Genomic DNA, 14,597 nt, shown 5'->3' with positions numbered 1-14,597 from the left:
GTCCGTTGGTCCGTTGGTCCGTTGGTCCGTCAGGTGCTTCGTCGGCCAGGTCTCACGGCGGGCGGTCAGGCCGTGCGCAGATACCGGTCGAGCACCCGCGTACCGAAGTGCAGCGCCTCGACCGGCACCCGCTCGTCAACGCCGTGGAAGAGCGCCTGGTAGTCGAAGCCTTCCGGCGTCCGCAGCGGCGAGAAGCCGTAGCCCCGGATGCCGAGCCGCGAGAACTGCTTGGCGTCCGTGCCGCCCGACATGCAGTACGGCACGACGCGGCCCTCGGGGGCGAACTCGGCCACGGCCGCGCGCATCTTGGCGAACGTGGGCGTGTCCACCGGCGCCTGCAACGCCACCTCCCGGTGATGGAACTCCCAGTCGACGTCCGGTCCGGTGAGCCGGTCAAGGGTGGTGCGGAACTCTTCCTCGCCGCCGGGCACGAATCTGCCGTCCACATAGGCGGTCGCCTCGCCCGGGACCACGTTCACCTTGTAACCGGAGCGGAGCATCGTGGGGTTGGCGCTGTTGCGGACCGTGGGCTCGACCAGGCCTGCGGTGGGGCCGAGCTTCTCCAGGAAGCCGTCGACGTCGAACCCGGGGGCGTCCGGGTCGGCCTCCAGGCCGTAGATCCCGGCGAGCTCCACCAGGGCCGCCCGCACGGTGGGGGTGAGCCGCACCGGCCAGTGGTACTCCCCGATGCGGTGGATGGCGGCCGCGAGCCTGCTGACCGCGTTCGCCTTGTTGACCTTGGAGCCGTGGCCCGCCGTGCCGCGCGCGGTGAGCTTGAGCCAGCCGGTGCCGCGCTCCCCGGCGGCGATCGGATAGAGCTGGTTGCCCCGGCCGTCGTGGAAGGTGAAGGCGCCGGACTCGCTGATGCCCTCCGTGCAGCCCTCGAAAAGGTCGGGGTGCTCGTCGGCGAGGAAGCCGGAGCCGTCGCGGGCGCTGGCCTCCTCGTCGGCGGTGAACGCGATCACGATGTCGCGCCGGGGCCGCACGCCGGCGCGCGCCCAGCCGCGCACGACCGCCAGGATCATCGCGTCCATGTTCTTCATGTCGATGGCGCCGCGGCCCCACACGACGCCGTCGCGGATCTCGCCGGAGAACGGGGGCACGCTCCAGTCGGCGGCCTCGGCGGGCACGACGTCGAGGTGGCCGTGGACCAGCAGGGCGTCGGCGCCCGGGTCCGTGCCCTCGATGCGGGCGACCACGTTCGTCCGGCCCGGGGTGCGCTCCAGGAGCGTGGGCTCCAGACCGGTCTCGGCGAGCAGCGCCGCGGCGTACTCGGCGGCGGGGCGCTCGCGGCACTCGCCGTCACCGCTGTTGGTGGTGTCGATGCGGATGAGGTCGGAGGTGAACCGGACGACCTCGTCCAGTGCCGATGAGTCCACCTGCTCAGCCATACTGCTCCTCCACCGCGGCGGAGGCGATCGTGGTGACCGCCTTGAACGTGCGAATGCCTTCGTACATGGTCTCGCTCGTGTACGCGACCTTCCGCTCCGCCACGCGCCGCACCCCCGGAACCACCGTCGCGGCCATCGCCAGGTGCTCGGCGTCGAACTCGACCTCCACGGTGAACGGGCCGCCCGCCACCGGCTCGTGCCGCACGGCGAGGCCCGCCGCCTCCTTCGCGGCGGCACGGATGTCGGCGGCGGTGCGGGCGGGGGTGCGGCACACCGCCGCGTACCGCGACACGTGGTCCTTGACGGCGACCTTCAGCGCGCCGGGCGCATAGCCGAGGGCGTCCTCGCAGGCCAGGTCGTCCCCGGTGACGAGCACCACGGGGACGCCGAACTCGGCCACCACATGGGAGTTCAGCAGGCCCTCGCTGGCGCGGACGCCGTTGACCCACACGCCCGTGATCTGGTTCGCGAGATACGTGTGCGCGAGGACGCCCTCCATCCCGGCGCCCGCGTGGTAGCCGATGAACGCGATGCCGTCCACGGCCTGGCTGCCGCCGTGCTGGACGCCCTCGACCATGGAGAGGTCCTTGTGCCGGCCGGTGAGCATCTGGACGCGCTCGTCCAGCTCCTCCAGCAGGAGGTTGCGCATCGTCCAGTGCGCCTCGTTGACGAGCACCTCGTCGGCACCGCCGTCGAAGAAGCCGAGCACCGCCGCGTTCACGTCCGATGTGAACATCGACCGGCACCGCTCCCACTGCGGCGTACCCGGCAGCACATCAGCCGGCCAGGTCACACCTGTGGCGCCCTCCATGTCGGCGCTGATGAGGATCTTCATGCCCTGACACGTTACGGGGTGGGGAGGAAACCTGCTACGACGAGCAGCACCGACGCGGTCCCGAGCCGATCAGGAGTTCTCCGTCTCACAGCGTTGCGATTATTCAGCATTCTTACGTTTTGCGAACGTTACGAAGTTGACGCCACATCAGGGGCAACCGTGGTGAATGGCACATCAGGGTCACCCGAAATGCCCCTTACGTCAGGGCAACCCCGCAGGTCATCGCATATCGGCTGCATAGGGTCGTCACCTGATTACCCATTAAGGGAATCTTCATCTTTGTTTCTGAAACGGGTTCAGTATGTGGAGACGCGCGCATTCGCGCGGAGTTACAGGGACGCTGGCAGGGCTCTTGACCGGAGCCTTGCTGGCGGGTGCCGCACCGGCCGCACACGCAGATCCAGTCGTGCGCGGTGAGACGGCGACAGAGACCGCGGGGGCAGCGACACCTGACGGAGCGGCGACTGCGGAAGCCGCTCAGGACGAGGCCAAGCGCACCGGCAAGCCGGTCGAAGTGACCTCCATGCGCGGCGAGTCGAGCGATGTCTACGCCACGGCCGACGGCTATCTGGAGGCTCGGGAGTACGTGCGGCCCGTACGGGCACGGGCGGACGGCGGCTGGAAGCCCGTCGACACCGGCCTGGTGAAGGCTGCCGACGGCTCGGTGGCGCCGAAGGTGACCACGATCGGCCTCGAGTTCTCCGGCGGCGGGGACGAGCCGCTGGTGCGGATGACGAAGGCCGGCCGCGAGCTCGCCCTCTCGTGGCCCGGAAAGCTGCCCGAGCCCACGCTCGACGGCAGCACCGCCACGTACGAGGACGTACTGCCGGACGTGGACCTGCGCATGGGAGCGCAGGAGGACGGCTTCACCCAGCTCCTCGTCGTCAAGTCCGCCAAGGCGGCCGCCGGCTCGGAACTCGCCACGGTGCGCCTGAAGCTCGCGGCCGAGGGCATGGACGTGAAGGAGACCGCCGAGGGCGGACTCGAGGCGTCGGACAAGGGCGCACAGGGAGCGGTGTTCGAGGCACCGCGCCCGATGATGTGGGACTCCAGCCGGAGCGACGCGCCGGACAGCGGCAAGGCCGCCCGCACCCGCGCCAAGGCACTGCGCAGCGCCGCCAAGGAGCAGGGCCCGGAGCCCGCGGCCGCCGAGTCCGGCAAGCTCGCGCCCGTGGGCGTGGAGGTCCCCGAGAGCGGCAAGGAGCTGGTGCTCACCCCGGATGAGGACGTACTGAAGGGCAAGGACACGCAGTATCCGGTGTTCATCGACCCGCAGTGGAGTTCGCCGCGGGCGACGGCGTGGACGATGGCGTCGAAGTACTGGGCCGACGCGCCGCAGTGGAAGTTCAACGGCGAGAACAACGCCGGCATGGGCTACTGCAACTGGTACTACTGCAAGCCCCATGACACCAAGCGGCTCTTCTACCGCATCCCGGTGTCGAAGTTCGCGGGCAAGTCGATCCTTTCGGCCGAGTTCGTGGTGAAGAACACCTGGTCGGCTTCCTGCTCGGACCGCTCGGTCGAGCTGTGGCAGACCAAGGACATCTCCTCGTCGACGACGTGGAACTCGCAGAACGCTTCCGGGTTCTGGAAGAAGGAGCTGTCCTCGAAGTCCTTCGCCCACGGCGCCGAGGGCTGTGCGGCCAAGGACGCGGAGTTCTCGGTGAAGTCAGCCCTCCAGGGCGCCGCCGACGGCAAGGCGTCGACGATGACCTTCGGTCTGCGGGCCGGCAGCGAGTCCGACGCCTACGGCTGGAAGCGGTTCTCGGACAAGGCGTTCCTGCGGGTGAAGTACAACCGCCCGCCGTCTCAGCTGAAGATGGCGCAGCTGCGCATGGAGTACGGAGGCGTCTGCGCGAAGCCGGGCAGCGCACCGCGGGTGCGGACGCTGGGGAAGATCCGCGCCAAGAAGGTGAAGGACCCCGACGGGGACAGCGTCTCGGTGCAGTTCCAGGCCATGTGGGATGCCGGTAACGGCAAGACCGGGAGCTGGAAGCCCGACCGCACCTCCGCCAAGAAGTCCGGTTCCGACTTCTCCATCAGCCTGCCCGGTTCGATTCCGGAGAACAAGCAGGTCAATTGGTACGCACGGGTCTATGACGGGGCACAGTACTCGCCGTGGTCCTACGCGGGAGACCCGACCGCCTGCTACTTCGTTCACGACACCAAGGTCCCCAAGGGGCCCTCGATCACCTCGAGCGACTACCCGGCCTCCGACTCGGAGGACCCGAAGGACCCGTGGTACGACGGGGTGGGCAAGTACGGGAAGTTCGAGCTGAACGCCGCCGAGAAGGACGTGACGTCCTACCGGTACGGCATCAACGTCAACCCCAGCTCGAAGAACAAGATCACCACAACGGGCGGTGCCGCCAGGACGCTGTCCGCGCTGCCTGCCGAGGCGGGCCCGAACTTCATCACCGCGCAGTCCTTCGACGCGGCCGGCAACGGCAGCGAGATCCATACGTACGAGTTCCGGGTCAAGGCGGGCCAGCCCGACCGTGCGTCCTGGTCGCTGGACGAACCCAAGGGAGCGAGCGAGGCCAAGGGCTCGACGCCCCCGCGCACCCTGCAGATGCACGGTGGAACCACCCCGGGTGCTTCCGGTGCGCGCGGCTCCGCGGTCTCCTTCAACGGCAGCGACGGCTATGCCGCCAGTGACCTTCCGGTCGTGGACACCAGCCGTGGCTTCGCCGTCTCGGCGTGGGCCAAGCCGTCGAAGATGCCCGAGGGTGCCGCGGTGATCGCCACCCAGCCGGGCAACCACAGCCCGGGCTTCGAGCTGTACTACACGCAGAAGTACGACCGGTGGGCGTTCAACCAGTACAAGTCCGACACCCCCGACGCGGGCATCGCCCGGGTCATGGCGGACAAGCCCGGTGGTGTCAGCGTGGACAAGTGGACGCACCTGGTGGGCTCCTACGACTCGGCGCGTGACGTCCTGGAGCTGTACGTGGACGGCAAGCTCGTCGGGCAGACCGCCTACGCCGACCCGTGGGAGGCCCGCCGCGGCTTCCAGCTGGGGGCGGCCTCCTACAGCGGCACGCCCTCGGCCTTCTTCCCCGGTGCGATCGACGAGGTGCAGCTCTTCGACAAGCCGCTCGCGCAGGACGAGGTCGACAAGCTGCGCGCGCACGAGAGCGCCGGTGACCCCGGCCGTCCCGCGGTCGCGGTCTTCGACCTGGACGAGAAGCCGGACGCCAAGGAGATCACCGGCTACGGCGGCGTGCTTCCGGCCGCGTACCAGGGCGGCGTCACCACCGGCGTGCAGGGCGTGTCGGGCAAGGCGGCCAGGTTCAACGGCAGTGACGGCTACGCCCGGATCGGCAAGAACAGCGGCCCGCACGTGAACACCTCGCGCAGCTTCACCGTCTCGGCCTGGGCCAAGCTCAGCAGGAAACCGGACGGGGCAGCGATCATCACCGCGCAGGCAGGCAGGAAGGCTCCCGGTTTCGAGCTGTACTACTCCTCCGCCTACAACCGGTGGGCGGTCAACCAGTACTCCTCCGATGCCGCCGACGCCAAACCCATCCGGGCCATGCAGCCCGAGGACGACCAGGCGTACGTCGGCGAGTGGGCCCACCTGGTGGGCGTGCACGACACGGTCGCCGACACCCTGACGCTGTACGTGAACGGGTCCGAGGCCGGTACCACCAAGCTGGCCGGAGCGTTCTACGCCGATCAGTCCATGTACATCGGCGCCGGTTCCTACGACGGGCAGGTCAAGAACCACTTCCCCGGCACCGTCGACGACGTGCGCCTGCTGGATAGGCCCGTCTCGGCCGAGGAAGTGCGGCAGATGTTCAAGCAGCGCCCGCTGGTCAAGGGCCGCTGGAACTTCGAGACCGTCACCGGCACGAACCCGGCCACCACGCCGGACTCCTCCGACGAGGACCGGCCGCTAAACCTCCACGGCGGCGCCAAGCCCGGCGAGGGAATGGTCGACGATCATGGTCTGGACCTGAACGGCACCAGCGGCTACGCCGCCACCAGCGGCATGCCGATTGGCACCAGCACCAGCTACACCGTGACCGCCTGGGCCAGGGCAGCCGCGCTTCCCAAGCACCAGGTCGCGCTGGTCAGCGCGGAGGGCAACCGGCAGAGCGCGTTCACCGTGCGATTCGTGCCCGACAAGAAGGACCCCGAGGGCCTGGGACGCTGGGAGCTGGCCATCCCGGACGAGGACGACTCCAAGGCCTCGGTCAAGAGCATCGCCCACACCGAATTCACCGACGCGCGCCTGTGGAATCACCTGGCGGTCGTCTACGACGGGTTCTCCAAGGAGGCCCGCCTGTATGTGAACGGGGCGCTGCAGGAAGTCGCGTGCGGCGATGCCGACGGCGACGGCGAGGCCGACGAATCCGGCTGCCAGGACCTCGTGTCCTGGTCGGAGGACACGCTGGCCTTCAAGGCGTCCAAGTCGCTCCAGGTCGGCCGGACGAAGACCGACGGCGCGTGGGGGGAGCACTTCCCCGGAGCCGTCGACGACGTGTGGGTCTTCCAGGGTGCTCTGTCCGACGCCCAGATTCAGCGGATGGAGAACCGAACGATGGACGTTCCGACCGAGGTTCCCACGGACGACTGAGCTGACCGCCCGCACGGTGGGCCCCGTCTGCCGGGGCCCACCGCCCGTACCTCACTTCCGTACCAGTTCATAGTCACCACCTGTTCATAGTCACCGACCCTGCCCGCATGCGACGGGCAGTCAGGCATGCCGCATCACCGGCGGCATACAAGGGATCTGATTCACGCAATGAACGGCATATCCAGACCACGCCGTGGCCACAAGTGGCTACGGCGGAGAGTGGCAGTGGCCGTGTCCGCCGTGATGGTGGGCACGCTGCTGCAAGCGGCCACCACGTCGACGGCGACCGCTGACAGCGACGGACGCCCCGGACTTCCTTCGGCGGAGAAGCCCGTCAAGGGCCGGGACGGCGCCAAGGCCCAGCCGCGCAAGACGGACCACGGGCCGACGACGCCCTCTCGAAAGCCCAAGGCCGCTTGGCCGCGCCCCGGCTCGGCCGTGGTGACCGTCCCGGATGCCGCGCCGAAGGCCGCCGCCGGCTCCCCGAAGCGGGCCAAGGGGCTGCCCCTGTCCGTCGGCGCTCCGAAGGACACCGCCGCCCGCTCCGCACGCCGTGGCGCGACCGAGCCCGGTCCCGCCGCTCGCGGCGGCGTGGAGGCCCGCGTACTGAGCCGGAAGGCCGCCGAACGAGCGGGCGTGAAGGGCCTGCTGTTCACCCTCGAATCCGGAGACCGCAAGGCCGACAAGGCCGGCACGGTCCAGACGAAGGTCGACTACTCCGGCTTCGCCGAGGCCTTCGGTGGCGGCTACGCCTCCCGCCTCACGCTCGTCGAGCTGCCCGGCTGCGCACTCGACGCGCCCTCGAAGGACAAGTGCCGTACCGGCAAGCCGGTCCGCACGGTCAACGACACCGAGAAGCAGACCCTGACCGCGAACGCGGTCACCCTGCGCGCCTCCGGCCCGACCCTGCTGGCGGCGGTCGCTGAGGAAGGGGGGAAGAACAGCGACTACAAGGCGACCTCGCTGTCCCCGTCGGCGAAGTGGGACACGGATCTGCGCACCGGTGACTTCTCCTGGTCGTACGACATGCCGGTACCGGAGGTTCCGGGCGAGCTGAAGCCGAACGTGGGCCTGTCGTACTCCTCGGGTTCGATGGACGGACGCACCGGCAACACGAACAACCAGGCTTCCTGGGTCGGTGACGGCTTCGATCTGTGGCCCGGCTTCATCGAGCGCCGCTACAAGGGATGCGCCGACGACGGGCAGAAGAACGCGGACGGCAACAAGCCCGGCGACCAGTGCTGGGACTACGACAACGCGTTCATCACGTTCAACGGCAAGGGCGGCGAGCTCGTCCCGGCCGGGGACGACGAGTTCAAGTTCCAGCAGGACGACGGCAGCCGCATCAAGAAGCTGACGTCGACCAACCGCGGCAACGGGGACAACGACGGCGAGTACTGGCGCCTGACCGACCCCGAAGGCGTGCGGTACTACTTCGGCTACAACCGTCTGCCGGGCTGGAAGGACGGCAAGGCGACCACCAACTCCGCCTGGACGGTGCCGGTCTTCGGCAACGACAGCGGTGAGCCCTGCCACAAGGACTCCTTCGCCGAGTCCTGGTGCCAGCAGGCGTGGCGCTGGAACCTCGACTACGTCGTCGACCCGCGCGGCAACGCCATCGCGTACTACTACGACGAGGAGAAGAATTCCTACGGCCGCAACCTCAAGGCCGAGAACGACACGCCCTACACGCGCGGCGGCTCGCTCGAGCGCATCGAGTACGGCCTGAAGTCCTCCGCCATGTACAGCGGCAAGCCGCTGGCCAAGGTCGACTTCACCACGTCGGAGCGGTGCATCGTCGACAGCAAGACGGACTGCAAGGACATCGAGAAGGACGCCTACTACTGGTACGACACGCCGTGGGACCTGAACTGCAAGGCGGGCAGCAAGTGCGACAAGGGCCGCCTTTCCCCGTCCTTCTTCACCCGTAAGCGTCTGACGGGTGTGACCACCCAGGTCCTCAAGGGCGACGCCTACAGCAAGGTCGACTCCTGGAAGCTGCGCCACCGCTGGGGCAAGGCCGACGTCGACTACCAGCTGCTCCTCGGCTCCGTCGAGCGCACCGGCCACACCGCCGAGCCCGCGGTGACGCTGCCGCGGACCACCTTCTCCTACACGCAGCTCGAAAACCGCCTGGACAAGACCGGGGACGGGTACGCCCCGTTCATCAAGGACCGCCTGTCCACGATCGCCGACGAGTCCGGCGGCCAGGTCGACGTCAACTACTCGGCCCCGGCCTGCAAGTGGGACGCACTGCCCACACCGCACTCCAACACCACCCGCTGCTTCCCCCAGTACATCGGCGGCGACTCGGCGGACGACCCCGAGAAGCAGTGGTTCAACAAGTACGTGGTCACCTCCACGACCACCACCGACCGCACCGGCGGCGCACCCGACGCCGTCACGACGTACGACTACCTGGGCGACGCGGCCTGGCACTACGACGATGACGACGGTCTGACGAAGAAGAAGTTCAAGACCTGGTCCCAGTGGCGCGGCTACGGCCACGTCCGCGTGCGGACGGGCGGCCAGGGCGGCGGCGACGCGCTGAAGACGCAGGCCGACTCCTACTTCCTGCGCGGCATGGACGGCGACCGCAAGGAACCCTCCGGCGGCACCAAGTCCGTCGACGTCGCGCTGGGCGACGACGAGGGCGACCCGATCACCGACCACGAGTCCGCGGCCGGTCACGAGTACAAGACCGTCGCCTACTCCGGTCCGGGCGGCAAGGTGCTGTCCAAGACCGTGAACCGCCCCTGGCACCACCAGACGGCGAAGAAGGTACGGGACTGGGGCACGGTGACCGCCAACTTCACCGGCACCTCGCACAGCAAGACCTGGACCTCCCTTGACGACGGCGCGGGCAAGGACTGGCGCACCACCTCCGTCTCGACGGAGTACGACACCGTCGCGGGGCGCCCCGTGCAGGTCGACGACCGCGGTGACAGCACCACGGCCTCCGACAACCAGTGCACCCGCACCACCTACGCCACCAACGCCGACAAGAACCTCCTGATGCTGCCGTCGCGCGTGGAGACGGTCACGGGCGCGTGCGCGGACACACCTGACCGCGCCAAGGCCGTGGTCTCCGACGTGCGGACCGCCTACGACGGCGGTGCCTACGGGGAGGCCCCCACCAAGGGCGACGCCACGGCGACCGCCACGCTGAAGAAGCACGACGGCTCCAAGGCCACCTACCTGGAGTCCGGCGCGACCTTCGACGACTACGGCCGCCAGCTGACGGCCACCGACCTGACCGCTGACGTCACGGTCACCGGCAGCGGCGACCCCGTCCGCAGCGTGCGCAAGGACGGCCGTACCTCCACGACCGGTTACAGCCCGGCCACCGGCTTCGCGTCCAAGGTCACCGAGACGACGCCCCCGGCGAAGGCCGCCGACCCCGATTCGGCGCAGACCTCGGTCACCGAACTGGAGCCGCTGCGCGGCCAGCCGTCGGCCACCGTGGACACCAACGGCAAGCGCACCGAGCTGTCGTACGACGCGCTCGGCCGCTCGTCCAAGGTGTGGCTGCCCGACCGCCGCGCCGGCCAGATCCCGAGCTACGAGTTCACGTACTTCGTCGACGAGGGCAAGCCGGTCGCGGTCCGTACCCAGACCCTGAACAACAACGGCGGCCAGATCGCCTCGTACACCCTCTACGACGGCTTCCTGCGCGAGCGCCAGACCCAGGCGGTCGGTCCGGACGGCGGCCGCGTCCTCTCCGACACCTTCTACGACGAACGCGGCCTGCCGGCCAAGACGTTCGCTCCCTACTACACCGGGGGCAACCCGAACCGCGACCTGTTCCAGCCGGACAACGCGCTGAGCGTCGAGTCCCAGATCCGCACCACCTACGACGGCCTGGGCCGCCCGGTCCAGGAGCAGCAGATCGCCGGCAACGGTGACGGCGGCAAGGTCCTGGCCACCACCAGGACCATCCACGGCGGCGACCGCACCACGGTCATCCCGCCCGAAGGCGACACCGCCGCCACCACCCTCACCGACGCCCGCGGCCGCACCACAGAGCTGCGCCAGTACCACAAGCGCAGCGTCGACGCGGAGTTCGACACCACGAAGTACACCTACGCGCCGCGTGGCGAACTGACGAAGGTGACGGACCCGGCCGGCAACACGTGGTCGTACGGCTACGACCAGATGGGCCGTCAGACAAGCACCGACGACCCGGACAAGGGCAGGACGACCACCACGTACGACGACCGCGGCCAGGTCACCGAGACCAGGGACGCCCGCGAGACCGTCCTGTCGCACGTCTACGACAACCTCGGCCGTGCGACCGAGCTGCGTGAGGGCGGCCCCACCGGCGCACTGCGCGCGAAGTGGGTCTACGACACCATCGACGGGGCCAAGGGCCAGCTGGCCGAGTCCACGCGCTACGTGGACGGGGCCGCGTACACGTCCAAGGTCACCATGCTGGACTCCCTCTACCGGCCGACGAAGTCCGCCGTGGTGATCCCCGAGAAGGAAGGCGCCCTGGCCGGCACCTACCAGACCGGCACCCAGTACCTGACCTCCGGCCTCGTCGGAGGCGTGAGCTACTCCAAGGCGGGCTCCCTGCCCGGCGGCAGCTACAACACCACCTACGACAAGGAGACCCTGCGCCCGCTGTCCGTCCTGGGCGACGGCTTCAAGGGCGACACCAGCTACTCGCTGACGGGCAAGCCGCTCCAGCACACGCTGGGCGCCTCCGGCGGCAAGAAGATCTGGGCCACCAACACCTACGAGTGGGGCACCCAGCGCCTGGCCACCTCCCGCGTCGACCGCGAGGACCAGCCGGGCGTCGACCAGCACGACACCTACCGCTACGACGACGCGGGCAACATCCTGTCCGTCTCGGACGTCTCGCGCACCGGTACCGACACCCAGTGCTTCACCTACGACTACCTGCGCCGCCTCACGGACGCGTGGACCCAGGGCGACAAGGCCTGCGGCACCGCCCCGGCCGGTGACAAGATCGGCGGTCCGGCCCCGTACTGGCACTCCTACACCTACGACAAGGCGGGCAACCGCCTCACCGAAACCCTCCACGACACCAGCGGCGCAGGCGGCGACAAGGCCAAGGACACCCAGCGCACCTACGAGTACCCCAAGCCGGGTGCCGCGCAGCCGCACACCCTGACCTCGGTCACCACTCAGCAGCCCGGCGGAACCGCCACCAAGGACTCCTACGGCTATGACGCGACCGGGAACACCACCACCCGCACCCTGCGCGGTGACACCCAGAAGCTGACCTGGGACGCCGAGGGCCACCTGGCCAAGGTCACCGAACCGGACTCCAGCGGGAACCGCAAGGCCAAGACCAAGACCACGGAGTACCTCTACGACACCGACGGCAACCGCCTGATCGCCCGCACCCCGACGGAGACCACCCTCTACCTCGGCCACACCGAAGTCACCCTCCCCAAGGGCGCCTCGAAGGCCAAGGCCACCCGCTACACCCCACTGGGCGGCGGACACGAGGCCGTCACCGCTGACGACGGCACGGTCACCTTCACCACCGCCGACCACCAGGGCACCGGCCAGCTCTCCGTCGCCGCCGCGGACCTGAAGCTGAACCAGCGCCGCACCCTGCCCTTCGGCGGCCCGCGCGGCGAGCAGCCCAAGGCCTGGCCCGGCACCAAGACGTTCGTCGGCGGCACCGACGACACGGCCTCCACCGGCCTGATCCACCTCGGCGCCCGCGAATACGACCCCACCACGGGCCGCTTCATCTCCGCCGACCCGATCATGGACCTGACGGACCCGCAGCAGATGAACGGCTACGCCTACGGCAACAACAGCCCGGTGGTGTACTCCGACGCTACGGGCCAGTTCTCGATTTCCAACATCATCGGCGGTATCGGCAAGTCAATTCAGCGGCTGGCCAGCAGAGCTGTCTCCTACCTCAACTCGGACAGCAATGCCAGCAGGAGCTTCGGCGGCGGAGGCGGCGGAGGCAGGAGCATCGGCGGCGGCTACTGGGGCGGCAGCGGGTCCACGAGCAACGCCCTGTACACCGGCGGCGGTGGTGGCTCGATGACGCAGACCGGGTTCAGCCTTCCCGGGAACCCATTTGGTCGCATGAGCGACGGGATACTTCCTCACCTGAGGAGCTTCTTTTCCGGTGGCGGCGCAAAAGACGTGCCGAAGATGATGCTTCCCGACTTCAACTCGTGGAAGACCTGCGGCACGCACCCCGGCGTCACCGTGGAGTGCGCCGAAACCGGAATGGACATCCTGCCGTGGGGCAAGATCCTCAAACCGCTCAAGGGTATAGCCAAGGGCCTCAAGAAGGCCGAGAAGGGGGAGGAAGCGGTAGGCAAGACCGGTAAGGGAATTCCCTCCGGCTGCAAGTGCTTCCTCGCCGGCACCGACGTCCTCCTGGCCGACGGCTCGACCAAGGACATCGAGGACGTCGAACTCGGTGACAAGGTCCTGGCCACCGACCCGGAGACCGGGGAGACCAGCGAACGCGAAGTCACCGCGACCATCGTCACCGACGACGACAAGCAGTTCACCGAACTGACCATCACCACCCCCGACGGCCCCGAAAAGCTCACCGCCACCTACGAACACCCCTTCTGGTCCGTCGACCAGAAGGACTGGATCGAAGCCGGCGACCTCAAGCCCGGCACGACCCTCCGCACGGACGACGGCCGCACGGTCACCGTGGCCGCTACCCGCCAGTACCGCGACCACCAGCGCACCTACAACCTCACCATCGAGGGCCTGCACACGTACTATGTGCTGGCGGGCGAGACGCCAGTACTGGTTCACAACTCAAACTGCTGGACGAAGACCGACTACGACGGCCAGCGCGTTTATCAACGGGATGACCTGACGAATCCAGACTATGTCTCACCTGCGGACAAATATGGTAGAAGCAATCTGAAGAGAATGAAGCAGGGCCTCGCCCCAATGGGGCCGGACAATAAGCCGATGAACCTCCATCACATGCTCCAGACACAGGACGGCCCAATTGCCGAGGTGACGCACTCGATGCACTTCGGTAACTACAACCAGCTGCACTGGAAGGCAGGCACCAAGATCCCCAGCGGAATCGACCGAGACGCTTTCAATAGCTGGAAGACCCAGTATTGGAAGGATCGAGCGAGAGGATTTGGCGGATAATGAACGCTGTCGAGGCGAGCGAGAGACTGATCCAGCTGATTCGCGAGAACGAGGATATTGCGAACCATGCTGACGGATGCAGCGCAGGGGAGGTGGCAGCAGCCGAGCGCGATCTAGGTGCAACACTCCCTCCCTCATACCGCCTCCTAATCGAAGAGTTTGGCACCTGGGATATAGCAGGAGAAGAATTTCTTGGTATCTACCAGACGCCCGCCATGGGACAAAAACTGCTGGGCTCCGTATCGGAAACTCTGGATGCTCGCAATCAGTACGGAATGCCATCCGGCCTGATCGTTACAATGTTTGACGGAATGGGTGGCCTAGTTGTCCTTGACGCCTCCCAGGAAGATCAGGACGGCGAGTATCCCGTGCTCGTCTGGAATCCGGGAGCTACGGATCGGGAGGACCTGGAGAGGCTCGGAAATGATTTCGGATCTTTTGCCCTCTCCACCTGTCGACAAGCTGTGACTCGCTGGCGAGAATCCAGCTGAAACTGAAATAGGAGAGAAAAAGCAAGAAGCCTCGCCAGTATTCCCTGGCGAGGCTTCTGCCGTTTCTTTCCTAAAACCACGACAGAGAATACCAGCGGCGCAGCGGCTACTGCGGCGCGAGCATCTCTGATAGAGCGGAGGACAATCTTGGCAGACGCCCAGATTACGCA

General features: G+C 67.9%; 5 protein-coding genes. 3 read left to right on the top strand and 2 right to left on the bottom strand.

The annotated features are described in order from the left end of the window. Positions 1 to 65: 65 nt before the first annotated feature. Together CP982_RS33080 and CP982_RS33075 are read right to left on the bottom strand one after the other, a co-directional pair. Entirely contained in the window at positions 66 to 1,391 is a 1,326-nt protein-coding gene (locus CP982_RS33080) for a M20/M25/M40 family metallo-hydrolase (RefSeq protein ID WP_150513813.1), read from the bottom strand. Further along, the gene (locus CP982_RS33075; protein WP_150513812.1) at positions 1,384 to 2,226 is read right to left on the bottom strand and encodes a M55 family metallopeptidase; all 843 of its coding nucleotides are present in this window, start codon (positions 2,224 to 2,226) and stop codon (positions 1,384 to 1,386) included. The genes CP982_RS33080 and CP982_RS33075 overlap by 8 nt, the downstream gene beginning before the upstream one ends. Positions 2,227 to 2,749: 523 nt before the next feature. Between CP982_RS33075 and CP982_RS33070 the strand changes: the two genes are divergently transcribed. The 3 genes from CP982_RS33070 to CP982_RS33060 all read left to right on the top strand — a co-directional run bounded on the left by CP982_RS33070 (position 2,750) and on the right by CP982_RS33060 (position 14,427). Continuing rightward, a complete protein-coding gene (locus CP982_RS33070; protein ID WP_229878739.1) occupies positions 2,750 to 6,808 on the top strand; it encodes a LamG-like jellyroll fold domain-containing protein in 4,059 nt (1,352 codons plus the stop codon). Between the two features lie 243 nt (positions 6,809 to 7,051). Beyond that, on the top strand, positions 7,052 to 13,936 hold the full coding sequence (locus CP982_RS33065) for an HNH/ENDO VII family nuclease (RefSeq protein ID WP_229878759.1): 6,885 nt from the start codon (positions 7,052 to 7,054) through the stop codon (positions 13,934 to 13,936). Continuing rightward, positions 13,936 to 14,427: an SMI1/KNR4 family protein gene (locus CP982_RS33060; protein ID WP_150513809.1), complete on the top strand. Its 492-nt coding sequence runs from the start codon at positions 13,936 to 13,938 to the stop codon at positions 14,425 to 14,427. Before CP982_RS33065 ends, CP982_RS33060 begins: the two co-directional genes overlap by 1 nt. Positions 14,428 to 14,597: the final 170 nt, after the last annotated feature.

Origin of the sequence: Streptomyces spectabilis (assembly GCF_008704795.1) — a bacterium.
In the GTDB taxonomy this organism is placed as follows: Bacteria; Actinomycetota; Actinomycetes; order Streptomycetales; family Streptomycetaceae; genus Streptomyces; species Streptomyces spectabilis.
The sequence above is the reverse complement of the archived record's forward strand: the minus strand, read 5'-3'. Positions and strand labels throughout refer to the sequence as shown.